The organism is Pseudomonas aylmerensis, assembly GCF_001702265.1.
Classification (GTDB): Bacteria; Pseudomonadota; Gammaproteobacteria; order Pseudomonadales; family Pseudomonadaceae; genus Aquipseudomonas; species Aquipseudomonas aylmerensis.
The window spans coordinates 142,547-169,239 of record NZ_MAUE01000005.1; the positions used below are offsets into that span (position 1 = coordinate 142,547).

Annotated in this window: 20 protein-coding genes; 9 read left to right on the forward strand and 11 right to left on the reverse strand. The window is 62.9% G+C overall.

Annotated elements, in window-relative coordinates; all coding sequences use genetic code 11:
• The first annotated feature begins 284 nt into the window (after window positions 1-284).
• The 4 genes from ptsP to BBG20_RS04510 all read left to right on the forward strand — a co-directional run bounded on the left by ptsP (window position 285) and on the right by BBG20_RS04510 (window position 7,431).
• On the forward strand, window positions 285-3,143 hold the full coding sequence (gene ptsP / locus BBG20_RS04495; RefSeq protein ID WP_065900600.1) for a phosphoenolpyruvate--protein phosphotransferase: 2,859 nt from the start codon (window positions 285-287) through the stop codon (window positions 3,141-3,143).
• Window positions 3,144-4,064: a 1-phosphofructokinase gene (pfkB, locus tag BBG20_RS04500; RefSeq protein ID WP_065900603.1), complete on the forward strand. Its 921-nt coding sequence runs from the start codon at window positions 3,144-3,146 to the stop codon at window positions 4,062-4,064.
• Between the two features lie 11 nt (window positions 4,065-4,075).
• Window positions 4,076-5,788, forward strand: a complete 1,713-nt coding sequence (locus BBG20_RS04505; protein WP_065900605.1) for a PTS fructose-like transporter subunit IIB — start codon at window positions 4,076-4,078, stop codon at window positions 5,786-5,788.
• 101 nt (window positions 5,789-5,889) lie between these two features.
• Window positions 5,890-7,431 (forward strand): alkaline phosphatase D family protein, encoded by a 1,542-nt coding sequence (locus BBG20_RS04510; protein WP_065900607.1) that lies wholly within the window; start codon window positions 5,890-5,892, stop codon window positions 7,429-7,431.
• A 54-nt stretch (window positions 7,432-7,485) separates the two neighbouring features.
• Here the strand turns inward: BBG20_RS04510 and BBG20_RS04515 are convergent, their stop codons facing one another.
• Window positions 7,486-10,011, reverse strand: coding sequence for a PepSY domain-containing protein (locus tag BBG20_RS04515; protein WP_065900609.1), 2,526 nt, complete (start codon window positions 10,009-10,011; stop codon window positions 7,486-7,488).
• Between the two features lie 136 nt (window positions 10,012-10,147).
• On the reverse strand, window positions 10,148-12,457 hold the full coding sequence (locus BBG20_RS04520; protein WP_065900611.1) for a TonB-dependent receptor: 2,310 nt from the start codon (window positions 12,455-12,457) through the stop codon (window positions 10,148-10,150).
• Window positions 12,458-12,662: 205 nt separating this feature from the next.
• Between BBG20_RS04520 and BBG20_RS04525 the strand changes: the two genes are divergently transcribed.
• Window positions 12,663-13,343, forward strand: a complete 681-nt coding sequence (locus tag BBG20_RS04525) for a Fe2+-dependent dioxygenase (protein ID WP_065900613.1) — start codon at window positions 12,663-12,665, stop codon at window positions 13,341-13,343.
• Between the two features lies 1 nt (window position 13,344).
• A complete protein-coding gene (locus BBG20_RS04530) occupies window positions 13,345-14,097 on the forward strand; it encodes a tetratricopeptide repeat protein (RefSeq protein WP_065900618.1) in 753 nt (250 codons plus the stop codon).
• A gap of 88 nt (window positions 14,098-14,185) precedes the next feature.
• On the opposite strand, the gene BBG20_RS04535 is transcribed toward BBG20_RS04530, so the two are convergent.
• The 5 genes from BBG20_RS04535 to BBG20_RS04555 form a co-directional block, all read right to left on the reverse strand.
• Window positions 14,186-15,349, reverse strand: a complete 1,164-nt coding sequence (locus tag BBG20_RS04535; RefSeq protein ID WP_025856258.1) for a type III PLP-dependent enzyme — start codon at window positions 15,347-15,349, stop codon at window positions 14,186-14,188.
• A 512-nt stretch (window positions 15,350-15,861) separates the two neighbouring features.
• A complete protein-coding gene (locus BBG20_RS04540; RefSeq protein WP_065900620.1) occupies window positions 15,862-17,019 on the reverse strand; it encodes an osmoprotectant ABC transporter ATP-binding protein OsmV in 1,158 nt (385 codons plus the stop codon).
• Window positions 17,016-17,669: an ABC transporter permease gene (locus tag BBG20_RS04545; protein ID WP_065900622.1), complete on the reverse strand. Its 654-nt coding sequence runs from the start codon at window positions 17,667-17,669 to the stop codon at window positions 17,016-17,018. Before BBG20_RS04545 ends, BBG20_RS04540 begins: the two co-directional genes overlap by 4 nt.
• An 11-nt stretch (window positions 17,670-17,680) precedes the next feature.
• Complete coding sequence (locus BBG20_RS04550) at window positions 17,681-18,574, reverse strand: glycine betaine ABC transporter substrate-binding protein (protein ID WP_065900624.1); 894 nt, start codon at window positions 18,572-18,574, stop codon at window positions 17,681-17,683.
• A gap of 20 nt (window positions 18,575-18,594) precedes the next feature.
• Window positions 18,595-19,311, reverse strand: a complete 717-nt coding sequence (locus BBG20_RS04555; RefSeq protein ID WP_065900627.1) for an ABC transporter permease — start codon at window positions 19,309-19,311, stop codon at window positions 18,595-18,597.
• A gap of 331 nt (window positions 19,312-19,642) precedes the next feature.
• Between BBG20_RS04555 and BBG20_RS04560 the strand changes: the two genes are divergently transcribed.
• The 3 genes from BBG20_RS04560 to BBG20_RS04570 all read left to right on the forward strand — a co-directional run bounded on the left by BBG20_RS04560 (window position 19,643) and on the right by BBG20_RS04570 (window position 22,657).
• Entirely contained in the window at window positions 19,643-21,226 is a 1,584-nt protein-coding gene (locus tag BBG20_RS04560; protein WP_065900628.1) for a peptide chain release factor 3, read from the forward strand.
• A gap of 809 nt (window positions 21,227-22,035) precedes the next feature.
• The gene (locus BBG20_RS04565; protein WP_065900630.1) at window positions 22,036-22,293 is read left to right on the forward strand and encodes a hypothetical protein; all 258 of its coding nucleotides are present in this window, start codon (window positions 22,036-22,038) and stop codon (window positions 22,291-22,293) included.
• 97 nt (window positions 22,294-22,390) lie between these two features.
• Window positions 22,391-22,657 carry a hypothetical protein gene (locus BBG20_RS04570; RefSeq protein ID WP_065900632.1) on the forward strand — a complete coding sequence of 89 codons (267 nt, stop codon included), beginning with the start codon at window positions 22,391-22,393 and terminating at the stop codon, window positions 22,655-22,657.
• Window positions 22,658-22,785: 128 nt separating this feature from the next.
• Here BBG20_RS04570 and BBG20_RS04575 read toward each other — a convergent pair whose 3' ends face one another.
• Genes BBG20_RS04575 through BBG20_RS04590 form a run of 4 tightly spaced genes read right to left on the reverse strand, consistent with a single transcriptional unit; the run spans window position 22,786 to window position 26,668 of the window.
• Entirely contained in the window at window positions 22,786-23,757 is a 972-nt protein-coding gene (locus BBG20_RS04575; RefSeq protein ID WP_025856265.1) for a peptide ABC transporter ATP-binding protein, read from the reverse strand.
• Entirely contained in the window at window positions 23,757-24,725 is a 969-nt protein-coding gene (locus BBG20_RS04580; RefSeq protein ID WP_024073411.1) for an ABC transporter ATP-binding protein, read from the reverse strand. The genes BBG20_RS04575 and BBG20_RS04580 overlap by 1 nt, the downstream gene beginning before the upstream one ends.
• 10 nt (window positions 24,726-24,735) lie before the next feature.
• Entirely contained in the window at window positions 24,736-25,647 is a 912-nt protein-coding gene (locus BBG20_RS04585) for an ABC transporter permease subunit (RefSeq protein ID WP_027604858.1), read from the reverse strand.
• A gap of 10 nt (window positions 25,648-25,657) precedes the next feature.
• Window positions 25,658-26,668, reverse strand: coding sequence for an ABC transporter permease subunit (locus tag BBG20_RS04590; RefSeq protein WP_017739471.1), 1,011 nt, complete (start codon window positions 26,666-26,668; stop codon window positions 25,658-25,660).
• Between the last annotated feature and the right edge of the window lie 25 nt (window positions 26,669-26,693).

Sequence of the window (26,693 nt, forward strand, 5' to 3'; positions counted from 1 at the left end):
CCTTGTTTTTTGGAGCTTGCCCCGACATTTTGTCCAATCGTAACCGATTACGGCACGCGACCAATGTCTCAGCGCAAGTGCCGAGTGGTCCTTCAAGGATGCGCAATTAACGCGTAATCTGCCATAAATTCTAGATTAAACGTTTCAGCCAGCGTATTTTTACGACGTTCGCGACTGAGTACCTACTGCCAATTGACTGCTCAGTCAGTTATCCCGAAACGCCCTTACACTGTTTTATTCAAAACAATACCTAGTGCGGCCCCCGCACTAACTAGGAGAACGGCATGCTTGAGCTCACTGTAGAGCAGATTTCCATGGGCCAGACGGCTGTGGATAAATCTGCCGCCCTGCACCTGCTCGCTGACAAACTGGTGGCCGATGGCCTGGTCGCCGAGGGGTATCTCAATGGCTTGCAAGCCCGTGAAGCCCAAGGCTCGACCTTTCTCGGCCAAGGTATTGCCATCCCCCACGGCACCCCCGAAACCCGCGACCAGGTGTTCTCCACCGGCGTGCGCCTGCTGCAGTTCCCCGAAGGGGTGGACTGGGGCGACGGCCAGATCGTCTACCTGGCGATCGGCATCGCGGCCAAGTCCGATGAACACCTGCGCCTGTTGCAACTGCTCACCCGTGCCCTCGGTGAAACCGACCTGGGCCAGGCGCTGCGGCGTGCCGGCAGTGCCGAAGCGCTGCTGAAACTGTTGCAGGGTGCGCCACAGGAGCTGGCGCTGGACGCGCAGATGATCAGCCTGGGCGTGTCCGCCGATGATTTTGAAGAGCTGGTATGGCGCGGCGCCCGGCTGTTGCGTCAGGCCGATTGTGTGAGCAATGGTTTCGCCGCCGTCTTGCAACAGGTCGATGCGCTGCCCCTGGGCGATGGCCTGTGGTGGTTGCACAGCGAGCAGACCGTCAAGCGCCCGGGCCTGGCGTTTGTCACCCCGGACAAACCCATGCGCTACCTTGGCCAGCCGCTCAACGGCCTGTTCTGCCTGGCCAGCCTGGGCGAAGCGCACCAGGCCCTGCTGGAACGCCTGTGTGCATTGCTGATCGAAGGGCGCGGCCAGGAGTTGGGCCGCGCCACCAGCAGCCGCGCAGTGCTCGAAGTGTTGGGTGGCGAACTGCCGCCGGACTGGCCCAGCGTGCGCGTCACCCTCGCCAATGCCCATGGCCTGCACGCGCGGCCGGCGAAGATCCTCGCGCAGTTGGCGAAAAGTTTTGACGGCGATATCCGTCTGCGCATTGTCGACGGCCCGGTAGGCGCCGTGTCGGTAAAGAGCCTGAGCAAGTTGCTCAGCCTCGGCGCCCGACGTGGCCAGGTGCTGGAGTTTGTCGCTGAACCGGCGATTGCCGGTGATGCGCTGCCCGCGCTGTTGGCTGCCGTTGAAGCCGGCCTCGGCGAAGAAGTCGAGCCGCTGCCGACCGTGAGCGCCCAGCCTGCCACTCTGGATAGCGCACCGGTGCTCAGCGCACCGCTGGCCGGCAGCCAGCTCCAGGCCATCGCCGCCGCCCCCGGCATCGCGATTGGCCCGGCGCATGTCCAGGTTCAACAGGTGTTCGACTACCCGCTGCGCGGCGAGTCCTCGGCCATCGAGCGCCAGCGCCTGCAGGCCGCATTGACCGATGTGCGCGGTGATATCCAGGGCCTGATCGAACGCAGCCAGGCCAAGGCAATCCGCGAAATTTTCATCACCCACCAGGAAATGCTCGACGACCCGGAACTCACCGACGAAGTCGACACCCGCCTCAAGCAAGGCGAAAGCGCCGAAGCGGCTTGGATGAGCGTGATCGAAGCCGCCGCCAGACAGCAGGAGTCGTTGCAGGACGCCTTGCTCGCCGAGCGCGCGGCCGATTTGCGCGACATTGGTCGCCGCGTGCTGGCGCAACTGTGCGGCGTCGAAACCGCCCAGGAGCCGAGCGAACCCTACATCCTGGTGATGGACGAAGTGGGCCCCTCGGACGTCGCGCGGCTGGACCCGGCGCGCGTCGCCGGCATCCTCACCGCGCGTGGCGGCGCCACGGCCCACAGCGCCATCGTCGCCCGCGCCCTGGGGATTCCCGCGCTGGTGGGCGCCGGTCCGACGGTGTTGCTGCTGGCTGCCGGCACCGCGTTGTTGCTGGATGGCCAGCGTGGCCGCCTGCATGTCGACCCCGATGCCGCCACCCTGCAACGGGCCACCGTCGAACGCGATACCCGCGAACAACGCCTGCAAGCCGCCTCGGCCCAGCGTCATGAACCGGCCCTGACCCGTGACGGCCACGCGGTGGAAGTGTTCGCCAATATCGGCGAAAGCGCCGGTGTGGCCAGCGCGGTGGAGCAGGGCGCCGAAGGCATTGGCTTGCTGCGCACCGAACTGATTTTCATGGCCCATCCGCAAGCGCCGGATGAAGCCACCCAGGAAGCCGAATACCGCCGCGTGCTCGACGGCCTGGGCGGTCGCCCGCTGGTGGTGCGCACCCTCGATGTGGGCGGCGACAAACCGCTGCCGTATTGGCCGATCGCCGAGGAAGAAAACCCCTTCCTGGGCGTGCGCGGGATTCGCCTGACTTTGCAACGTCCGCAGATCATGGAGGCGCAATTGCGCGCGCTGCTGCGCTCGGCGGACAACCGCCCGTTGCGCATCATGTTCCCCATGGTCGGCAGCGTGGATGAATGGCGCGCGGCCCGCGACATGACCGAGCGCCTGCGCCTGGAAATCCCGGTAGCCGATCTGCAACTGGGGATCATGATCGAGGTGCCATCTGCGGCATTGCTCGCGCCGGTGCTGGCCAAGGAAGTGGATTTCTTCAGCGTCGGCACCAATGACCTGACCCAGTACACCCTGGCCATCGACCGTGGCCACCCGACCCTGTCGGCCCAGGCCGACGGCCTGCATCCGGCCGTGCTGCAACTGATCGACATCACCGTGCGCGCCGCCCATGCCCAGGGCAAATGGGTGGGCGTGTGCGGTGAGCTGGCGGCAGACCCGCTGGCAGTGCCGGTGCTGGTCGGCCTGGGGGTGGATGAGCTGAGCGTGTCGGCCCGCAGCATTCCTGAGGTGAAGGCGCGCGTGCGTGAACTCAGTCTGAGCGAGGCCCAGGGCCTGGCGCAAAAAGCACTCGCGGTGGGTTCGCCCGCCGAAGTGCGTGCCCTTGTGGAGGCCGTGTAGATGGCAATGATTCTGACCCTGACGCTGAACCCGGCGTTGGACCTGACGGTACGCCTGGGGCGCCTGGAGCCGGGTGAAGTCAACCGCAGCGAAACCCTGCTGACCCACGCGGCCGGCAAGGGCGTGAATGTGGCGCAGGTGCTGGCCGACCTCGGCCATCAGGTGAGCGTGGGCGGCTTTCTCGGTGCGGCCAACCCCGAGGCGTTCGAGGCGCTGATCGCCAGCCGAGGGTTCGGCGACGCGTTCATTCGCGTGCCGGGCGAAACCCGCAGCAATATCAAGATTGCCGAACAGGACGGTCGGGTCACCGACATCAACGCGCCGGGGCCGCTGGTGAGCGAGCAGGCACAACACGCCTTGCTCAAGCTGCTCGCCGTGATCGGCCCAGAGTTCGATGCCGTGGTGGTGGCTGGCAGCTTGCCGCGCGGCGTCAGTGCGCAGTGGTTCCAGGGCTTGCTGGCGCAACTCAAGGACCTGGGTTTGAAAGTCGCCCTGGACACCAGTGGCGAGGCCCTGCGCGCCGGTCTGAAGGCCAGCCCATGGCTGGTCAAGCCCAATACCGAAGAGCTGGCCGATGCCCTGGGACATTCCACTGACGTCATCCACCAACTGCATCAGCAAGGCGTGGAACACGTGGTTGTCTCCGACGGCGCCGCAGGCGTGACCTGGTACAGCCCGCAGGGGGCCCTGCATGCCACGCCGCCCAAGGTGACGGTCGCCAGTACGGTCGGCGCCGGTGACTCGCTGCTGGCCGGGATGCTTCACGGTCTGCTCAGTGGCGATACACCGGAGCACACCCTGCGCCGCGCGACGGCGATTGCCGCGATGGCGGTGACGCAGATCGGTTTTGGCATCAGCGATGACGCGCAGTTGGCGCGCCTGCAAAACGGCGTCGACGTCCGCACGCTGACAGAACAATAAGAGGGATTGTGATGAAGTTAGCCATTGTTACTGCCTGCCCGAACGGCATGGTCACCAGTGTGCTGTGCGCCCGCTTGTTGGACGCGGCCGCGCAGCGTCAAGGCTGGAGCACCAGCGTCGAAGTGGTCGACGTGCAACGTCCGGAGCGCCAGCTGTCCCAGGCGACGCTCGACGCGGCCGAATGGGTATTGCTGGTCAGCAGCACCGCGGTGGACATGCAGCGGTTTGTCGGCAAGCGCGTGTTCCAGAGCACACCGGCCCAGGCGCTGGCGGATGTCGAGGCGGTCTTGCGCCGCGGTGCGCAAGAGGCGCAGGTGTATGTCGCGACGGCCCCCGTCGCCGCGAAAAACGTTCCGCGCATTGTTGCCGTCACGGCTTGCCCCACCGGCGTGGCCCACACCTTCATGGCTGCCGAGGCCTTGCAGCAAACGGCCAAGCGCCTGGGATATGACTTGCAGGTCGAGACCCAAGGCTCAGTCGGCGCCCGCACGCCGTTGAGCGCGCAGGCCATCGCCGATGCCGATGTGGTGTTGCTGGCGGCCGACATTGAAGTCGCCACCGAGCGCTTCGCCGGCAAGAAGATTTACCGCTGTGGCACCGGCATTGCGCTCAAGCAGTCCGAAGCGACCCTCAACAAAGCCTTGGCCGAAGGCGCGGTGGAAAGCGCGGCCGGCAGTGCGGCGACCAAGAAGCCGGAAAAAACCGGCGTCTACAAACACCTGCTCACGGGCGTGTCGTTCATGTTGCCGATGGTGGTGGCGGGCGGCTTGCTGATCGCCTTGTCATTCGTGTTCGGCATCCACGCATTCGAACAGGAAGGCACCTTGGCGGCGGCGCTGAAAACCGTCGGCGACCGCGCTTTCATGCTGATGGTGCCGTTGCTGGCGGGCTATATCGCCTACTCGATTGCCGACCGTCCGGGCATTGCGCCCGGCATGATCGGCGGCCTGCTCGCGGGGACGCTGGGCGCCGGGTTTATCGGCGGGATCTTCGCCGGTTTCCTCGCCGGCTATTGCGTCAAGCTGATCACCCGCGCGGTGAAGTTGCCGCAAAGCCTGGAAGCGCTCAAGCCGATCCTGATCATCCCGTTGCTCGCTAGCCTGTTCACCGGCCTGGCGATGATCTACCTGGTCGGCCCACCGGTGGCGCGCATGCTCACCGGGCTGACGGATTTTCTCAGTACCATGGGCACCACCAATGCGGTGCTGCTGGGTATCCTGCTGGGCGGCATGATGTGCGTGGATCTCGGCGGGCCGATCAACAAGGCCGCGTATGCGTTTTCCGTCGGCCTGTTGGCTGCGCAGAGTGGCGCACCGATGGCCGCGACCATGGCCGCCGGCATGGTGCCGCCGATCGGCATGGGCATCGCCACGTTCCTGGCGCGGCGCAAGTTCGCCCAGACCGAACGCGAGGCCGGCAAGGCCGCGATGATCCTGGGCCTGTGCTTTATCTCCGAAGGCGCGATCCCGTTTGCCGCCAAGGACCCGCTGCGCGTGATCCCGGCCAGCATCGCCGGCGGCGCGTTGACCGGCGCGCTGTCGATGTACTTCGGCTGCAAACTGGCGGCGCCCCACGGCGGCCTGTTTGTGCTGGTGATCCCGAATGCGATGAACCATGCGTTGCTGTACTTGCTGGCGATTGTCGCGGGTAGCCTGCTGACCGGGTTGGTGTACGCGCTGATCAAGCGCCCGGAAGCGGTGGAGCTGGCCGTCGCCCCTGCCTGACCCTGCAGGGGCCGGCTTGCCGGCACCTACAGTGGGGGTGTCATCTGGCTTTCATCCCGGCGTGGTTAAGTTTCCCTTTTGATACTCAAGAGGGCACCTGCATGAGCCACTTCGACCTCGGCCGTCGCCGCGTGATGCAAGCCGTCGGCGCCGGCCTGTTGCTGCCGGGCCTGGCCCCGGCGGTGATCGCTTCGGTGAAAGATCGCCCGCAACTCACCGATGGCGTGCAGTCCGGCGACCTGCTGGGCGATCGCGCGATGATCTGGAGCCGCAGCGACCGCCCGGCGAAGATGGTGGTGGAGTGGGACACCCGCAGCGTGTTCAGCAACCCGCGCAAATTCGTCTCGCCGCTGGCCGACAGCCGCACCGACTTTACCGCCCGCGTCGAACTTACCGGGCTCCCCGCCGACCAGGCGATCTTCTATCGCGTGCACTTCGAAGACGCCCAGACCGGCGTGGCCAGCGAGCCCTGGTTCGGCCACCTGCGCAGCGTGCCGCAACAGCGCCGTGACATCCGGTTTGTGTGGAGCGGCGACACCGTGGGCCAAGGCTTTGGCATCAACCCGGACATCGGCGGCATGCGCATCTACGAAGCCATGCGCCTGCGCCTGCCGGATTTTTTTATCCACAGCGGCGACACCATTTACGCTGACGGCCCGGTGCCCGCGCAACTGGCCACCGAAGGCGGGCGCATCTGGCGCAATATCACCACCGAGGCCAAGAGCAAAGTCGCCGAAACCCTGGATGAATATCGCGGCAATTACCGCTACAACCTGCTGGATGAAAACGTGCGCCGCTTCAATGCCGAAGTGCCGCAGATCTGGCAGTGGGACGACCATGAAGTGGTGAACAACTGGTCGCCGAGCAAGCAACTCGACGAGCGCTACCAGACCAAGGACATCAACACCCTGGTCGGCCGCGCGCGTCAGGCCTGGCTGGAATATTCGCCGATGCGCCGGCAAAGCGCCGACGGTGGCGGGCGCATTTATCGCAAGCTCAGCTATGGGCCGCTACTGGATGTGTTCGTGCTCGATATGCGCAGCTATCGCGGCCCCAACGACGACAACCTGGGCGCAGAAAAGCCCTTCCTCGGCCGCGAGCAACTGGACTGGCTCAAGCGCGAACTCAAGGCCTCCCAGGCGCAGTGGAAGGTCATCGCCGCCGACATGCCCATCGGCCTCGGCGTGCCCGACGGCGAAGTCAGCCCCGGCGTGCCGCGTTGGGAAGCCATTGCCAACAATGACCCGGGCCCGGCCCAGGGCCGCGAGCTGGAAATCGCCGAGCTGCTCGGGTTCCTGCGTGCACAGCAGGTGCGCAACCATGTCTGGCTGACGGCAGACGTGCATTACTGCGCGGCGCATCACTATCACCCAGATCGCGCGGCGTTCCAGGATTTCGAGCCGTTCTGGGAGTTTGTCGCCGGGCCGTTGAATGCGGGGAGCTTCGGGCCTAATCCGCTGGACAAGACCTTTGGCCCCGAGGTGGTGTTCGAGAAGGCCCCACCGGCGCAGAACACGTCGCCGTTTGCGGGTTTCCAGTTTTTTGGCGAGGTGCAGATCGATGGGCAGACTGCGGAGTTGACCGTGATCCTGCGTGACCTGGATGGCGTCTCGGTGTTCGAGCAAAAGCTGCAACCCGCCTGATTGGCCTGCGCTCAAGACTGTGGGAGCAGGCAAGCCAGCGCCCACAGTTGATCATCAGTAGACGTCGCGGCGGTAGCGGCCTTGTTCGATCAAGCGCTCCACCGCGTCACTGCCGAGTATGTCCACCAACGCCTGATCCACCCCGGCCGCCATCCCCTGCAGGCTCCCGCACACATAAATCGCCGCGCCTTCTGCCAGCCACCTGCGCAGTACCTCGGCCGATTCACGCAGGCGATCCTGCACGTAGATTTTTTCCTCCTGGTCGCGTGAAAACGCCAGGTCCAGCAACGCCAGGTCACCGCTGGCGAGCCAGCCTTGCAGCTCGTCCTGGCACAGGAAGTCATGCTTGATATTGCGTTCGCCGAACAACAGCCAGTTGCGCTGCTGGCCATCGGCAATGCGCGCCTTGAGCAAACTGCGCAGGCCAGCGAGGCCCGTGCCATTGCCCAGCAGGATCAACGGCACGGGCGCGTCCGGCAGGTGGAAGCCACTGTTGCGGCGCAGGCGCAGGCTGATTGCGGCGCCGATGGCCGCATGCTCGGTGAGCCAACCCGAGCCGACGCCCAGGCCGCCATCCGGGTGGCGCTCCTGGCGCACGATGAGTTCCAGCACGCCGTCGCTGGCGATCGAGGCGATGGAGTATTCGCGCATGCCCAGCGGCGCCAGTGCATTCACCAGTGCCTGGGCATGCAGGCCCACCAGGTGCGCGCGGTTGTCCGGCAATTGGCGCGTGGCCAGGGCCTGGTTGAGGGTTTGCGCCAGGCCGTCGATCAGCACGCCGTCGCTGCCGGCCAGGCCCAGTCCTTCCAGGAAGTGCTCGATGGCCCATGGGCAGTTGCGCGGCAGGACTTCGACCAGATCGCCGGCCTCCCAGCGCTGTGGCGACGTGCTGGTGAGGCCGAGCAGGTAGACATCCGAGCCGCTGCTGTCGCGGTTGAGCAGGGTGCGCTGGCTCAGCGTCCAGTTTTCGTATTGGGCGGTCGGCCAGGCGGCGGCCGGTGCGTGCCCTGTCAGCTGTCCCAGTTGTTGTTGCCAATTGAGCAGCGCGGCGCTGTCGCCGCTGTCCACTTCGACCGGGGCGAACAACGGGTTGCCGCCCTGGTTGGTCAGCCAGAAATGCAAGCGGCGGGCAAAGCCGCAGAAGTGTTCGTACTGTCGGTCACCCAGGGCCAATACCGAGTAGTTCAGGCCCTTGAGGGACATGTCCTGGCCGAGCACGCTGCGCTCGAAACCCCGCGCGCTGTCGGGCGCTTCGCCGTCACCGAAGGTGCTGACTACAAACAGCGCATTCTGCGACTGGCGCAGGTCGTCCTGGCTGACACTGCCCAAGGGCTGCACCTTCACCGGCAAGCCGGCAGCCTGCAATTGCCCGGCCGTCTGCCAGGCCAACTGCTCGGCAAAGCCGCTCTGGCTGGCAAAGCCGATCAACCAGGCCGGGGCATCGCTGGGGTTGGCGCCGAGGCCTTTGCGTGCATCGCGCACCTGGCGTTTTTTACGCCGGCGGTCCAGGTACAGCAGCCAACCGGTGATGAAGAACAACGGCATCAGCAGCGAGCTGACGGTGAGGATGATGCGCCCCGCCAGGCCGAAATAACTGCCGGTGTGCAGCGCGTAAATACTGGTCAGCAGCTGCGACTTGAGGCTCTTGCTCGCGTACTGGTCGTGGGATTTGACCTCGCCGGTGGCCGGGTCCAGGTTGATCTGGTTCAGCGCTCGGTCATGGGGCGAGTCTTTCAACAGGTAGTAGACGGTGGCCGGCTGCCCCGCGACGGCGGGCATGCGGATGTTGTAGGCGCTGAGGCCGGGACCGGCATTGCTGTAGATGCTGCTCCAGATCGCGTCATAGTTGGCCACCGGCAAAGGGCCTTCGGGCGCCGGGCCACGTTTGCGCACCCGCTCATTTTGCGGGGCATCGGACAGCAGCTTGGTCAGGCCCTGGCTGTACCAGTCGTAGGACCACGACAGGCCGGTCAGCGCCGACAACAGGTAGGCCAGCAGGCACCAGGTGCCGAACACCGAATGCAGGTCCCAGTTGAAGTTGCGGCCTTTTTTGCGCCAGTCCAGGGTCAGCCAGGCACGCCAGCTTGCCACCTGGCGTGGCCAGCGCAGGTACAGGCCGGAGAGGCAGAAAAACACCAGGATCAGCGTGCACGCACCGGTAATCTGCCGGCCGGTTTCACCCATGACCAGGAAGCGGTGCAGTTGCAGGATGAAGCCGAACACATCCTGGCCGACAGCGTCGCCCATGTAGTCGCCGGTGTAGGGATCGAAGTAGCGCATCTGGCCACGGCGCTCGCCGGGCGGCGGGGTGAAGAACACGCGCGCGGCGTTGCCGCTTTCGCTTTCGACCCACAGCATCGACACGGTCTTGCCTTCGGTGGCTTCGAGCTTGCGTACCAATTCGGCGGGCGGCAGTACCCCGGCCTCGCGTTTTTGCACGCTGAGCACCGTCGGGTTGAGCGCCCGCAGTATTTCATCCTGAAACGAGACCGCAGCCCCGGTGATCCCCATCAAGGCCAGCACCAGCCCGGCAGTGATGCCGAAGAACCAGTGCAACTGGAACAGGGTTTTCTTCAACACGTCGGACCGCCTCGCTCATCTGTCTGTAAATGCCACGGCGCGCATTATGCCGTGAGTTGTCGAGAAACATTCTGTTTTACACGCAAAAGCCCCACGCATCCGATGCGTGGGGCTCCTGGTTGCGCGTCGAGCGCGTTTAGAAGTGGAAGCTGGTGGTCAACAACGCAGTACGCCCGGCCGCCTGGTTGGCGAAGTGGGTGGAGAAGGCCTTGTCGTAATACACCTTGTCGGTGAGGTTCTGCACGTTCAACTGCAGGTCGACGTTCTTGGTCAGCTTGTAGCTGGCCATGGCGTCGTAGCGGGTGTAGGACGGTACATAAACGAGGTTGCCGGCATCGCCATAGACTTCGTCGACATAGAACGCGCCGCCGCCGACGGTGAGCTTGGAGGTGATGTCGTAAGTGGTCCACAGGCTGAACGTGTTCTTCGGCGTGTTCGGCATCTGGTTGCCTTTGCTTGAGCCCGTGCTGACCACGCCGTTTCGACCGTTGAGGCCGGCGTTGACCAGTTCGCTGTCCAGGTAGCTATAGCCCGCGAACACCTGCCAGTGATCGGTGATCTTGCCGCTGGCCGACAACTCCACGCCATCCAGGCGGGACTCGCCGGCGTTTTCGTAGGTGAGGGAGTCCACCAGGATGCGGGTGTTTTTCTTCTCGGTACGGAACACCGCCGCCGTCAGGGACAGGCGATCGTGGAACAGGTCCCACTTGGTGCCCAGCTCGTAGTTGACGGTTTCTTCAGGCTGCAGGTCGCTGGTCGCGGCGCCGGCGGACAGCGGGTTGCCGTCCGAACCTTCACCGACCAGGCCACCGGCAGGGGTTGCCGAGGTGGCGTAGGAGGCATAGATGCTGGCGTTCTCCACCGGCTTCCAGACCAGGCCGGCCTGCCAGTTGAAGAACTGGCTGTCTTGCTTGAGTTTGGTGCGGCCGGTGGCGGAGTCGGTATTGGCCACAGTGTCGAAGGTGTCGTAGCGCAGGCCGACGTTCAGCAGCCATTTCGGGTCCAGCTCGATCGTGTCGAAGACATACGCGCCACGGCTGGTGGCCTTGGTGTTGGTGCCGAAGTAGTTGCGCGCGACGCTGCCGGTCCACGCGTCGTCCGGGTTGGGATTGCCCAGCGAGGTGCAGTTGCCGCCGCTGCTGCCGATCTGGCTCGGCAGGCAGCCGCCGCTTGGGTTGGCTGCGACGGCACCGTTGGCGGTGCGCACGGTGTAGCTGCTGGCGCGGGTTTCTTCGCCGGTGAATTCCAGGCCGGTGGAGTAGGAATGCTTGAAGCCCAGAGCCTGGAAGCTGCCGAACAGGTCGGTCTGGTTGGTGGTGGTCTCCGTGGTGGAGACGCGTGAGTTGGGGCGACGCCACACGGTGCCGAACCGGTTGACGTTGAATTTGCTGTCGTCCGGTTGCGTCAGGATGTAGTCCTGGCCGGTGCTGCCATGACGCAGGGTGTTTTTCAGCGTCATGGTGTCGCTCAGGTCGTGCTCGATGGAGATCGTGCTGATATCGGCGCGGGTCTTGCGGAAATCACGGTCCTTCAAGCCATAGAAGTTCGTGCTGTCGCCACCATCGTTGGGTTTGTCATGCACGTGGGCGGCGGCCGTCGAGGAGCCGTAGCCATACGGAATGCCCGAATCCGGCAGGTCGTCGCTTTCCATGTGGTAGTAGCTGAGGTTGACGCGGGTCGGCGTGCCCAGGCCGAAGGTCAGCGACGGCGCCACGCCCCAGCGGTCATAGTTGATCGCATCGCGACCGGCCACGTTTTGCTCGTGGCTCATCAGGTTCAGGCGGAACGCGGCGCTGTCGTCGAGGAACTGGCGGTTGACGTCGAGCACATAGCGGCGAGTCTGGTCGGAACCGTAGGTGAAGCCGCCGTTGGTGAAGTCCCGCGCTTGTGGGGTCTTGCTCACCAGGTTGAGGCTGCCACCGGCCGAGCCACGGCCGCCGAACGAGGAGTTCGGGCCTTTGCTGACTTCAATGGATTCAATGTCGAAGATCTCACGGCTCTGGCCGCCGGTGTCGCGCACGCCGTCCAGGTAGGTGTCGCCCTGGGCGTCGAAACCGCGGATGAATGGGCGGTCGCCCTGCGGGTTGCCGCCTTCGCCGGCGCCGAAGGTGATCCCCGGGACGGTGCGCAAGGCATCCTGCAACGAAGTGGCGGCGGTGTCCTTGAGCACTTGTTGCGGCACCACGGTGACCGAGCGCGGCGTGTCCACCAGCGGGGCGGTGTATTTCTGCGAAGAGGCTTTTTCGACCTGGTAGGACGTGGTGTCCTGCTCTTCCCCGGTAATGCTGGTGGCGCCCAGGGAGATGCTGTTGCGCTGGCCTTTTTGTTCAGTGTCTTCGGCCGCCTGCGCCAGATGGGCAACAGAGCCGGCGCTGAGGGCGACGCCGATGGCCGAAGCCAGCATGCGTGGTGAACTGGCAGGTATTTTTGTAGTGGTGCGCGACATGACGTGTCCTTTCCCCAAGGATGTGAGGCCGCGGAATATAGGGTCAACAAGACTTTCTATCAATTGCGATACATTGCTATTCGCACTGAATTTACATTCTTTACACTTTTTGCTTACGGTTTTTACGAAGTCGTTCGTCTGGCATGTTTTACAGCGTGGATAAGAATCAATATCATTGATGTCTCTTCGATATCAGGTACTGCCCATGCTGCTGCACATTCCCGGCCTGTTCTCTCGTGAGGAAGTGCAGCGCATTCGCCAAGCCCTGGAAAACACCGAGTGGGCCGACGGAAAAATCACCGCCGGGCACCAATCCGCCAAGGCCAAGCACAACCTGCAATTGCCCGAAGGCCATCCATTGGCCAAGGAAATCGGTGCGGCGATGCTTGAGCGCTTGTGGAAAAATCCGCTGTTTATGTCAGCGGCGTTACCGCACAAAGTTTTCCCGCCGTTGTTCAACTGCTACACCGCGGGTGGCAGCTTCGACTTCCATATCGACAATGCCGTGCGCCAGGCCCGGGGCAGTCACGAGCGGGTGCGCACTGACCTGTCGTCGACGCTGTTCTTCAGCGACCCGGAGGAATACGACGGCGGCGAACTGGAGATCCAGGACACCTTCGGCCTGCAGCGCGTGAAGTTGCCGGCCGGCGACATGGTGCTGTACCCCGGCTCCAGCCTGCACAAAGTCAACGCCGTGAGCCGTGGTGCGCGCTATGCCTCGTTTTTCTGGACGCAAAGCCTGGTGCGCGAAGACAGCCAGCGCACCCTGCTGTTCGAGATGGACGGTGCGATCCAGCAACTGACCCGCGATGTGCCTGACCATCCGGCCCTGATCCAGCTCACCGGCACGTATCACAACCTGCTGCGCCGCTGGGTCGAGGTCTGACATGGGCTTTTTGTTGCGTCGTGAAGAAGTGCTCAACGTCGAGCAGTTGCAGAGCATGCTCGACGACTCCCCGGTGCGCGCGGCCCAGGCGATCCTGATGGCGGCGAAAGAGGGCGTGGTGGATGCCCAGGCCCTGCTCGGGCAAATCCTGCTGGAAGGCCGTGGCATTGCCCGCGATGAAGCCTTGGCGCTGCGCTGGTTCCAGATTGCGGCGAAGGGCGGCCACTTGATGGCGCGCAATATGACCGGTCGCTGCCTGGAGCATGGCTGGGGCTGTGCGGTGGATGAGGCAGCCGCGGCGCGTGAATACCGCGTGGCAGCCGTAGCCGGACTGGATTGGGCGCAGTACAACTATGCCAATCTGTTGGCGACCGGGCGGGGCGTCGCTGAAGACCAACCGCAGGCACTGGCGTTATACCGCCAGGCGGCGGAGCAGGGGCATGCCAAGTCGATGAACCTGTTGGGGCGCTATCTGGAAGACGGCCGGTGTTGCCCCAGGGATCTGGAGACGGCCGTGACGTGGTATCGCCGTTCAGCCGAAGCCGGGGATTTTCGTGGGCAGTTCAGTTATGCAGCGGTGTTGGCCGACGGAGGCCAGATCGAGGCGGCGCTGGAGTGGCTGCGCAAGGCGCTGGCCGGTGGCAACCTGAAGTTCCTGCGCACGGCGCACAAGGCGCTGGCGGCGGCGAATGACCCGCAGATCCGGGCGATGGCCGAAGCTTACAAAGAATGCGCCACACACCTGAACCCGTAGGAGCCGGCGTGCCGGCGATGGCGTCTTGAAGATCGCTATCGCCGGCAAGCCGGCTCCTACAGAGGGTGATCGTTCCCGGGCGGGATGATCAGACGTAGAACGACTTCAGCGGCGGGAAGCCATTGAACTCAACCGCGCTGTAGCTGGTGGTGTAGGCACCGGTCGACAGCCAGTACAGGCGGTCACCGATCGCCAGGTTCAGCGGCAGGCCGTACTTGTAGTTTTCGTACATGATATCGGCGCTGTCGCAGGTAGGACCGGCGATGACCACTTCTTCCATCTCGCCTTTCTTCTCGGTCCAGATCGGAAACTTGATGGCTTCGTCCATGGTTTCGATCAGGCCGGAGAATTTGCCCACATCGGTGTAAACCCAGCGCTCGACGGCGGTCCGCGATTTGCGTGCCACCAGTACCACTTCACTGACCAGGATGCCGGCGTTGGCGATCAACGAGCGGCCCGGCTCCAGGATGATTTCCGGCAGGTCATCACCGAAATCTTCCTTGAGGAAGCGAATGATTTCTTCGGCGTAGGTTTCCAGGCTGTTGGTACGGGTGATGTAGTTGGCCGGGAAGCCGCCACCCATGTTGATCAGCTTGAGGTGGATGCCGTCTTCTTCCTTCAGGCGCTCGAAGATCACTTTGACCTTGGCAATCGCCGCGTCCCACACGCTGATGTCACGCTGTTGCGAGCCGACGTGGAAGGAGATGCCGTAAGGCACCAAGCCGAGGTCACGGGCGAGGATCAGCAGGTCCATGGCCATGTCGGTCTGGCAGCCGAATTTGCGTGACAGAGGCCAGTCTGCGGTGGTCGAGCCTTCGGTGAGGATGCGCACATAGACTTTCGAGCCCGGCGCGGCCTTGGCGATGTTGCGCAGGTCGGCTTCGGAGTCGGTGGAGAACAGGCGCACGCCCTTCTCGTAGAAGTAGCGGATGTCCTTGGATTTCTTGATGGTGTTGCCGTAGCTGATACGGTCCGGGCTGACGCCGCGGCCGAGCACCTTGTCCAGCTCGTAGATCGAGGCGATGTCGAAGCTCGACCCTTTGTCTTTCAACAGGTCGATGATCTCGACGGCCGGGTTGGCCTTGACGGCGTAGTACACCTTGGCGAATTCGAAACCGGCGCGCAGGTCATCGTAGGCCTGGCTGATCATCGCGGTGTCGATCACCACGAACGGGGTTTCTTGCTTGTCGGCGAACGCCTTCATTTTGTCAAAAGTGGCGCGCGCGAAATAATCTTCGACGTTGATCGACATGCTGGGAACTCCTAAGGGCAAACTGTATTGATCAATGGGTGCAAATGAACGTCCTCCGTATCCCCACTTTGGTTCGCCTACTTCCCAAGGCATGTCGCCGAAAGCAAAAAGGCCATGGGAATAACCGCTTCCCTTGGCCTTGCTGTCTCGTCGTCAGTACTTGAGCCGGATGGATCGTTTCCAGCATGGACGTTCGGCGCGAACTTTAGGACGTGAGGGGCCATAGATCAACTAAAAATGTCGCGTTTTTGCACGCGTTCGTCGCGCGATGGCGTGCAGCTACTTATGTAACCGACAGGTGTGACGGATTGATGTTCCCCGGGAGGGGCAATTTGCAAGGAAAACAGCTGGTCGGCGAGGGCCTTTGTGGCGAGGGGGCTTGCCCCCCTTTGGGCTGCGGAGCGGCCCCAAATCCTGCCCCCGCGTTTTGTATGAAAAAAACGCGCGGAGTTCATTGGGGCTGCTACGCAGCCCAACGGGGGACAAGCCCCCTCGCCACAGAGGCAGGTTTATCAGGCCAGCGCAGTTTCCGCAGGGGAGACGATGCTGGTCTTGCCGCCACGCGACTTACCGGAACTCAGGTACTCGGCAATCGACTCCTGGGTCACCTCGCCGAGGAATACCCGCTCGGCATCCATCACCGGCAGCCACGAGCGGTTGAACTCGTACATGCGCGACAACAGGATGCGCAAATGCTCGTCATACGCCGCGGTGGCGTTGAACTCGCGCAGGTACTGGCCGCAAGTGCCGGTCTGACGGTGCAGGTCGCGACGTCGTACATAACCCAGCGCCTTGTTCTCGGCGCAGGTGACCACCATGTAGCGGCGGTCATGTTCGTCCATCAACTCCAGGGCCTCGGCCACCGGGGTTTCCGGGCTCACCGACGGGGCGTTGTCGGCGGCGTCTTCGGCCTTCACCAGCAGCAGGCGCTTGAGGGTGCTGTCCTGGCCCACGAAGTTGCTGACGAACTCGTCGGCCGGATGCGCCAGCAGGGTGTCCGGGTGGTCGATCTGCAGCAGCTTGCCGGCGCGGAAGATGGCGATCTTGTCGCCCAGCTTGATGGCTTCGTCGATGTCGTGGCTGACCATGATCACGGTCTTGTTCAGCGCGCGCTGCATCTCGAAAAACTCGTTCTGGATCATCTCGCGGTTGATCGGGTCGACCGCGCCGAACGGCTCATCCATCAGCAGCAGCGGCGCATCGGCCGCCAAAGCGCGAATCACGCCGATCCGCTGTTGCTGGCCGCCCGACAGCTCGCGCGGGTAGCGGTGCAGGTACTGCTTGGGTTCCAGCTTGATCATGCTCATCAACTCGCGGGCGCGGTCATGGCATTTCTGCTTGTCCCAGCCGAGCAGCTTGGGCACTACCACGATGTTTTCTTCGATGGTCATGTTGGGAAACAGGCCGATCTGCTGAATCACGTAGCCGATGTTGCGGCGCAGGGTCACTTCATCAAGGTCGGTAGTGTCTTCGCCGTTGATCAGGATCTTGCCCGAGGTGGGCTTGATCAGGCGGTTGATCATTTTCAACGTGGTGCTCTTGCCGCAGCCCGAGGGGCCGAGGAATACGCAAATCTCGCCTTCGTTGACGGTCAGGCTTACGTCGTTGACGGCGGAAACAGTCTTGCCGTTGCTTTGAAAAGTCTTGGTCAGGTTTTGAAGTTCGATCATTTGAGCAGTCCTTTTGGAGTCAGCGAGCGTTGCAGCCATTGCAGAAGCAGGTCGGCGAAGATGGCCAGGAGACTGACCAGCACGGCGCCGACGATCAGCATCGACATGTCGCTGCGGCTGATGGAAGCCAGAATAAGTACACCCAGGCCACCGGCGCCGATGGTGGCGGCAATGGTCATCACGCCGATATTCATCACCACGGCGGTGCGCACACCGGCGAGGATCACCGGCACGGCGATGGGCAATTCGACCATGCGCAGGCGCTGGCCGAAGGTCATGCCGATGCCGCGTGCGGCCTCGCGAATGCCCGGTTCAACGCCGGTCAGGGCCAGGTAGGTGTTACGCATGATCGGCAGCAGGGAGTAGAGGAACACGGCGGTGATCGCCGGCATCGGCCCCAGGCCCTGGCCGAATTTGGAGTAGAACGGCAGCAGCAGGCCGAACAGGGCGATCGACGGCACGGTCAGCAGCACCGTGGCGCTGGCTTGCAGCGGGCCGGCCAGGGTCGGGAAGCGGGTCATCAGGATGCCCAGGGGCACGCCGATAAAGATCGCCAGCAGTACGGCGATCCCCACGAGGGTAATGTGCTGCCAGGTCAGGTGCAGGACTTGTGCCCAATCAAGATGGGAAAAGGCGTTCAGGAATTCCATGTCTTCTCCTCTTAGTTGAGTGGGTGCTGGCGCAGGAAATCGGCAGCCACGGCGGACGGGCTTTCATGCTCGACGTCGACCCGCGCGTTCAGCTCGCGCATGGTTGCATCGTCGAACAGGGCGGCCAGCGGCTTGAGGTCGGCGGCCAACTCAGGGTGGGCGTCGAGATAAACCTGACGCACCACCGGCGCTGCGGTGTAGTCCGGGAAGTAGTGCTTGTCGTCTTCCAGCAGCTTCAATTTGAAGGCGTTCAGGCGACCGTCGGTGGTGTAGACCAAACCGGCAAACACCTGGCCATTACGCAGGGCGGTGTAGACCAGGCCGGCGTCCATCTGCCGGGTGTTTTTGCGCGTGAGGTTCATGTCATACAGCTTGACCATGCCCGCCATGCCGTCGGAACGGTTGGCGAACTCGGTGTCCAGGGCGACCAGGCGCGTGCCTTTGGTTTTTTCCGCAAGGGCTTGGGTGAGGTCGCTGATGCTGTTGATCTGCGGGAATTCCTTGGCCACGTTCTCGGGGAGTGCCAACGCGTAGGTGTTGCTGAATTTCGATGGCGAGAGCCAGACCAGGCCTTTTTTCGCGTCGAGTTCTTTCACCCGGGCGTAGGACTGTTCGCTGTCGAGTTTCTCGTCGACGTGGTTGTAGGCCACCAGTGACACGCCGGTGTATTCCCAGATCAGATCCAGTTGCCCGCTTTCCTGGGCACTGCGTGCCAGGTTGCTGCCCAGGCCACCGGTCACGCGGGCGTCGTAGCCCTTGGTGCGCAGGTACTGGGACGTGATTTCGGCGAGCAGGGTCTGTTCAGTGAACACCCGGGCGCCGATGCGGATCACCGGTTTTTCGGCAGCTTGCGCAATGCCTGCAAACAGCAGGACGCAGCTCAATATCAGGGTCAGTCTTTTCATGTGATTTCCTTTGCCAAGCCTTAAGACGCACGCAACCCGCGTTCCAGCCAGAGGCGGCTGGCCATGGTCACCAGACCGTCGAGCAGCAATGCCAGCAACGCGGTGCACGCGGCGCCAAGCAGCAATTGCGGCTGGTTGTTCAGGGCGATGCCGGGGAAAATCAGGCTGCCCAGGCTGTTGGCGCCAATCAGGAAGGCCAGCGGCGCGGTACCGACGTTGATCGCCAGGGCCACGCGCACACCGCCGATGATGATCGGCACGGCGTTGGGCAATTCCACGCGAAACAGCACCTGGCGCGGCGTCATGCCGATGCCGGTGGCGGCTTCTTTCAGCGAGCCTTGAACGTTTTTCAGGCCTTCGTAGGTATTGCGCACGATGGGCAACAGGGAGGCGAGGAACAGCGCGAAGATAGCCGGGCCACTGCCGATGCCGAGGACGCCGAGGGCGATGGCCAGTACGGCCAGGGGAGGGACGGTGTTGCCGATGTTGAAGATCTGCATGAAGCGTTCTGCGCGCCCGACCATAGTCGGTCGACTGAGCAGGATACCGGCGGGGATGCCCACAATCAGGGCGGCCAGCATGGAGACAAGAACGAGGATCAGATGAGCTTGCAGGTAAAACAACAAATCGTCGCGGTACAGTTCGATCGTGTTGATGCCGATCCAGTGGACCAGCAGGGCCAGGAGAGCGACGACAACCGCTCCTCCTATCAGCCCTTTGCCATAGCGAATAGCCACAGGCGGACTCCTTTTTTCTTTTGTCGGCGACCACATTTCCGAGCGGCAATGCCATTCCTGGCTGTCGGCGAATAGGGTCGCGAAAAGCAGCTCGTCGATACCGGCAATGCGGTATGTATTCGAGCCATGAGCGCAGCCTCGTCAGGCTAACTTGCTGATTTTTCAGCCCCTGTTACGAGTGCGGCAGCAGGGGAGTGGACGTCTCTACCTTTTAAAAGGTTCCACACTTGGCAGCATTTAGCCACCCCCAATGGGGTGAACGGTGGTCCGTGACCCTGGGTTTGCGCTATACTCGCCGCCCTTTTTTGACTCACCTGCCAGGCGATTTCCCATGACCCACCAGGCCGCCGAAGTCGCGAAACGCCGCACTTTCGCCATTATTTCCCACCCCGATGCCGGTAAAACCACCATCACCGAGAAGCTCCTGCTGATGGGCAAGGCAATCGCTGTGGCCGGCACGGTGAAGTCGCGCAAATCCGACCGCCATGCGACATCCGACTGGATGGAGATGGAAAAGCAGCGTGGTATTTCCATTACCACGTCGGTCATGCAGTTCCCGTATCGCGACCACATGGTCAACCTGCTCGACACCCCGGGCCACGAAGACTTCTCCGAAGACACCTACCGCACCCTGACCGCGGTGGACTCGGCCCTGATGGTCCTCGACGGCGGTAAAGGCGTCGAGCCACGCACCATCGCGCTGATGGACGTGTGCCGCCTGCGGGACACGCCGATTGTCAGCTTCATCAACAAACTCGACCGCGATATCCGCGACCCGATCGAACTGCTCGATGAAATCGAAGCGGTCCTCAAGATCAAGGCCGCGCCGATCACCTGGCCGATCGGTTGCTACCGCGACTTCAAGGGCGTGTACCACCTGGCTGACGACTACATCATTGTCTACACCGCCGGTCACGGTCACGAGCGCACCGAAACCAAGATCATCGAGAAACTTGATTCCGACGAAGCCCGCGCCCACCTGGGTGACGAGTACGACCGCTTTGTTGACCAGCTGGAACTGGTGCAGGGCGCCTGCCATGAGTTCAACCAGCAGGAATTCCTCGACGGCCAGCTGACCCCGGTGTTCTTCGGGACCGCCCTGGGCAACTTCGGTGTCGACCACGTGCTCGACGCTGTTGTCGACTGGGCGCCGCGTCCCTTGGCCCGTGTGGCCAACGAGCGGACCGTGGAGCCCGTGGAAGAGAAATTCTCCGGCTTCGTGTTCAAAATCCAGGCGAACATGGACCCCAAGCACCGCGACCGCATCGCCTTTATGCGCATCTGCTCCGGCAAATACGAAAAAGGCATGAAGATGCGCCACGTGCGCACCGGCAAGGACGTGCGCATCGGCGACGCGCTGACATTCTTCTCCTCCGAGCGTGAACAGCTCGAAGAAGCCTACGCCGGCGACATCATCGGCCTGCACAACCACGGCACCATCCAGATCGGCGACACCTTCACCGAAGGCGAAACCCTGGGCTTCACCGGTATCCCGCACTTCGCCCCGGAATTGTTCCGCCGCGTACGCCTGCGTGACCCGCTGAAATCCAAGCAACTGCGCCAAGGTCTGCAGCAACTGGCGGAAGAGGGCGCCACCCAGGTGTTCTTCCCCGAGCGCAGCAACGACATCATTCTTGGCGCCGTCGGTGTGCTGCAGTTCGACGTGGTCGCCAGCCGCCTGAAAGAGGAATACAAGGTCGAGTGCTCCTACGAGCCGATCACCGTGTACTCCGCGCGCTGGATTGATTGCAGCGACAAGAAGAAGCTGGAGGAATTCTCCAACAAGGCCGTGGAAAACCTCGCGGTCGACGGCGGCGGCCACCTGACCTACTTGGCCCCGACCCGGGTCAACCTGGCGCTGATGGAAGAGCGCTGGCCGGACGTGAAATTCCGCGCGACCCGTGAGCATCATTAAGGTCTGAGTGGTAAAGAGAAGGGCGAAGCTGTCATGGCTTTGCCCTTTTTTGTGGGTGGCATAAAGCTAAGGGTGGGAAGCCTGAATCCTGTGCCTGGCGCAGTTCCCACACTTATTTGTGTGGGACTGAATCCTGTGCCTGGCGCAGCTCCAATGTGGGAGCGGGCTTGCCCGCGAAAGCAGTATTTCAGTGATAAATAGGCTGGCTGACCCTACGCTTTCGCAGGCAAGCCAGCTCCCACACTTATTGGTGTCTGGCCTGATTCCTGTCCCTGGCGCAGCTCCAATGTGGGAGCGGGCTTGCTCGCGAAAGCGGTGTGTCAGTAATAGCCAGGTGTCTGACCCAACGCTTTCGCAGGCAAGCCAGCTCCCACACTTATTTGTAGGGGCCTGAATCCTGTGCCTGGCGCAGTTCCAATGTGGGAGCGGGCTTGCTCGCGAAAGCGGTGTGTCAGTGATAAATAGGCTGGCTGACCCAACGCTTTCGCAGGCAAGCCAGCTCCCACACTTATTTGTGGGGCCTGGTTTCTGTGCCTGGCGCAGTTCCAATGTGGGAGCGGGCTTGCTCGCGAAAGCGGTGTGTCAGTGATAAATAGGCTGGCTGACCCAACGCTTTCGCAGGTAAGCCAGCTCCCACACTTATTTGTGTGTGGCCTGATTCCTGTGCCTGGCTCAGCACCTACAGGGTGGGGGGGCTGAATCGGGTGCCCGCCGTTGATTTTCATCTGTCAGGGCGATTGGCGAGAAGCCCACATTCAGTCTAGCGTTTGAACTACTTCACCCACTCACCGACGGATCAGGAGAGGACCTTGCGTATAACTCAACGCGCCATCCAACTGGTGCTGCTGGGAGCCTTGGGCGTGTCCACTACCTTGGCGTACACCTCGACGCTGGCGGACGCGGGCACGCCCCAGTGGAAGGACACCGGACCGGTGACCAAGAAAAAGCAGAACGAGGTCAACTCGGGCGGATGGCAGCCACAGGCCCAGCCGGCGCCCAAGGAGGATGCAGAAAACCCCTACAACGAAGGGGAAGACAGTGAAACCTATGACGACGGTGATACCTGAAGCGCGAGTGGCGCAAACCCAGGATCGGAACTAGCTTAATTCACAGCGACGGTCGAACACCGGCGCACGTGATTCACTGACTGGACGGAAATCGACCATGAGTATTTTTCAACGTTTAGTGCTGCTGCTGAAAGTGCTGGTGATGTTGTCGCTGGGCGCGTCCTCTGCGTGGGCTAGTACGGCCGTGCAGAGCCAGGCCCCAGGGTTTGTAGCGGCGAAGACGGCGCAGGCGGGTGGCTTGCAGCTGGCCAAGAGCGAGTCCGAGCCGGGTGATGAAGGCCAGGGCGGCTCCAAGGATGATGACGACCAGCAAGCTCCACCAGACGACGATGACGCCGATGCTGACGGTGACAGCGATACGTAAGTCGAAGTAAAAAAAAGCCCCGCCTGCCGGACTGATGCGCAATCCGACAGGTGGGGCGGTACAACTTCTGCAAGGCCCTGGGCTAACCCCCAGGGCCTTTATCATTTCCGTGCAGGGCACGGATGATTTCAGGCGACGAATTGCTCCGCGTAGTGGCAGGCCACCTGACGGTTATCCAGCGCCCGCAATTGCGGCTCTTCGGTGCTGCATCGCGCGGTCGCATACGGGCAGCGTTTGTGGAAAGCGCAGCCCGGCGGCGGGTTCAGCGGGTTGGGCAGCTCGCCGACGATCTTGATCTTCGGCTTGTTCGGGTCCGGGTGAATCGTCGGGGTCGCCGACAGCAGCGCCTGGGTGTAGGGGTGCAAGGGGCGGGCGTAGATATCTTCCTTGGGGCCCACTTCCACCGGGCGACCGAGGTACATCACCATCACGTCGTCGGCCACATGCTGCACCACCGCCAGGTTGTGGGAGATGAACACGTAGGCAGTGTTGAACTCCTGCTGCAGGTCCATGAACAGGTTGAGCACCTGGGCCTGGATCGACACGTCGAGTGCCGAGGTCGGCTCGTCCGCCACCAGCACCTTGGGCTGCAGCATCATCGCCCGGGCCAGGGCGATGCGCTGGCGCTGACCACCGGAGAACATGTGCGGGTAGCGCTGGTAATGCTCGGGGCGCAGGCCCACCTGCTTCATCATCGCCTGCACTTTCTCGCGGCGTTCGGCAGCGGACAGGTTGGTGTTGATCAACAACGGCTCGCCGAGTTGATCACCGACTTTCTGCCGAGGGTTCAGCGAGGCGTACGGGCTCTGGAACACCATCTGCACGTCTTTGCGCAATTGCTTGCGCTGGGCTTTGTCGGCACCGGCGACTTCCTGGCCTGCGATTTTCAACGAGCCCGACGACGGCTCTTCAATCAGCGTGAGTGCACGGGCCAGGGTGGACTTGCCGCAACCCGACTCGCCTACCACGGCGAGGGTCTTGCCGGCTTCCAGCTCGAAGGACACACCATTGAGGGCACGCACGGTGGCGTGGCCCTTGAACAGGCCACGGGACACTTCGTAGTGACGGGTCAGGTCGCGGGCGGTAAGAACGACGGCCATTACGCCACCTCCTGGTTCAAGGGGTAGAAGCAGCGTGCAAGGCTGTTGGATTTAGGGTCCAGGCCCGGGCGGGTCTGGCGGCAGCTTTCCTGCACATACGGGCAGCGTGGCGACAGCAGGCAACCCTGCGGACGGTCATAGCGGCCGGGCACGATACCCGGCAGCGTGGCCAGGCGCGTGGCGCCGAGGCTGTGCTCGGGGATCGCCTTGAGCAGCGCTTCGCTGTACGGATGCGCCGGAATGTCGAACAGTTGCGGCACCTGGCCGACTTCCACGGCCTGGCCGGCGTACATCACGCACACGCGCTGGGCGGTTTCGGCCACGACCGCGAGGTCGTGGGTGATCAGCACCAGGCCCATGTTCTGCTCTTTCTGCAGGGCCAGCAGCAGGTCCATGATCTGCGCTTGAATGGTGACGTCCAAGGCGGTGGTCGGCTCATCCGCGATCAGCAGTTTCGGCTCGCCGGCAATTGCCATCGCGATGGCCACACGCTGGCTCATACCGCCGGACAGTTGGTGCGGGTAGGCATCCATACGGCTGGCAGCGCCTGGGATTTCAACCTTTTCGAGCAGCTCGATGGCCCGCTTGCGCGCTTGCTTGCCGGACATCTTCAGGTGCAGGCGCAGTACTTCTTCAATCTGGAAACCCACGGTGTAGCTGGGATTCAGCGCGGTCATCGGGTCCTGGAACACCATTGCCAGGTCCTTGCCGACGATCTGGCGGCGCTGGCGGTTGCTCAGCTTGAGCATGTCCTTGCCGTCGAAGTTCAGCGCGTCGGCGGTGACGATGCCGGGGTGCTCGATCAGGCCCATCAGCGCCATCATGGTCACGGATTTACCCGAGCCCGACTCGCCAACGATTGCCAGTACTTCGCCTTTGTCGACGGAAATGTCGAGGCCATCGACCACCGGTACGGCGGTCTTGTCGCCGAAGCGCACGTTGAGATTCTTGATTTCTAACAGTGACATGGGAATCTCCTCAGGCGGCGTTCTTGAGTTTCGGGTCCAGCGCGTCGCGCAGGCCGTCACCCATCAAGTTGATTGCCAGCACGCTGAGCAAAATGGTCAAACCAGGCAAGCTCACCACCCACCAGGCGCGTTCGATGTAGTCACGGGCCGAAGCCAGCATGGTGCCCCACTCAGGGGTTGGCGGTTGGACGCCAAGGCCGAGGAAGCCCAGGGCCGCGGCATCGAGGATCGCCGAAGAGAAACTCAGGGTGGCCTGGACGATCAGCGGTGCCATGCAGTTGGGCAGCACGGTGATGAACATCAGGCGCGGCAGGCCGGCACCGGCGAGGCGGGCGGCGGTCACGTAGTCACGGTTCAGCTCGCCCATCACCGCAGCGCGGGTCAGGCGGACGTAGGACGGCAGCGACACGATGGCGATCGCGATCACGGTGTTGATCAGGCCAGGGCCGAGGATCGCGACGATGGCAACCGCCAGCAGCAGCGACGGCAGGGCCAGCATGATATCCATCAGGCGCATGATGGTCGGGCCGAGCAAGCGCGGGAAGAACCCGGCGAACAGCCCCAGCAGAATCCCCGGGATCAGCGACATCACCACCGACGACAGGCCGATCAGCAAGGACAGGCGTGAGCCCTGGATCAGGCGCGAAAGCAAGTCACGGCCCAGTTCATCGGTACCGAGCAGGAATTGGATCTGCCCGCCTTCCAGCCACGATGGCGGGGTCAGCAGGAAGTCACGGTATTGCTCGCTGGGGTTATGCGGGGCGACCCAGGGGGCGAAGATCGCGCAGAACACGATCAGCAACATGAACAGCAGGCCGGCAACCGCGCCTTTGTTCTTGGAAAAGGCTTGCCAGAATTCTTTGTACGGGGACGGGTACAGCAGGCTCTGATCGACTGCTGACACTTGAGTAGGTGTGGTCATGGTCATGATCTCAGCGCTGGTGACGGATGCGTGGGTTGGCGAAGCCGTAGAGGATATCCACCACGAAGTTCACCAGGATCACCAGGCAGGCGATCAACAGGATGCCGTTCTGCACCACCGGGTAGTCCCGCGCGCCAATGGCTTCGATCAGCCATTTGCCGATGCCGGGCCACGAGAAGATGGTTTCGGTCAGGACCGCACCGGCCAGCAGGGTGCCGACTTGCAGGCCGACCACGGTCAGTACCGGGATCAGCGCGTTACGCAGGCCATGCACGAACACCACGCGCGCCGGCGACAGGCCTTTGGCCTTGGCGGTGCGGATGTAGTCTTCGCGCAGCACTTCGAGCATCGACGAACGGGTCATCCGCGCAATCACCGCCAGCGGGATGGTGCCCAGCACGATGGCCGGCAGGATCAGGTGGTGCAGGGCGTCGAAAAACGCGTCCGGCTCGTCAGCCAGCAGGGTGTCGATCAGCATGAAGCCGGTGCGCGGCTCGATGTCGTAGAGCAGGTCGATACGCCCGGATACCGGGGTCCAGCCCAGGCTTACCGAGAAGAACATGATCAGGATCAGGCCCCACCAGAAGATCGGCATCGAATATCCCGCGAGGGAGATGCCCATCACCCCATGGTCGAACAGGGATCCTCGCTTGAGTGCCGCAATCACCCCGGCCAGCAGGCCCAGGATGCCGGCGAACAACAGGGCGGCCATGGACAGTTCCAGGGTCGCCGGGAAAAGCGCGGTGAACTCGGTCCACACGCTGGTGCGGGTGCGCAGCGATTCGCCAAGGTCGCCCTGGGCGAGCTTGCCGACATAGTCCAGGTATTGCGCATACAACGGCTTGTTAAGGCCAAGGCGTTCCATTGCCTGTGCGTGCATCTCGGGATCGACGCGGCGTTCGCCCATCATGACTTCTACGGGGTCGCCAGGGATCATGCGAATTAACGCAAACGTCAGCAACGTGATGCCGAAAAACGTGGGGATCAGTAACCCCAGTCGGCGGGCAATAAAACTAAACATCTTGTTGTGTACCTCAATCAGCCGG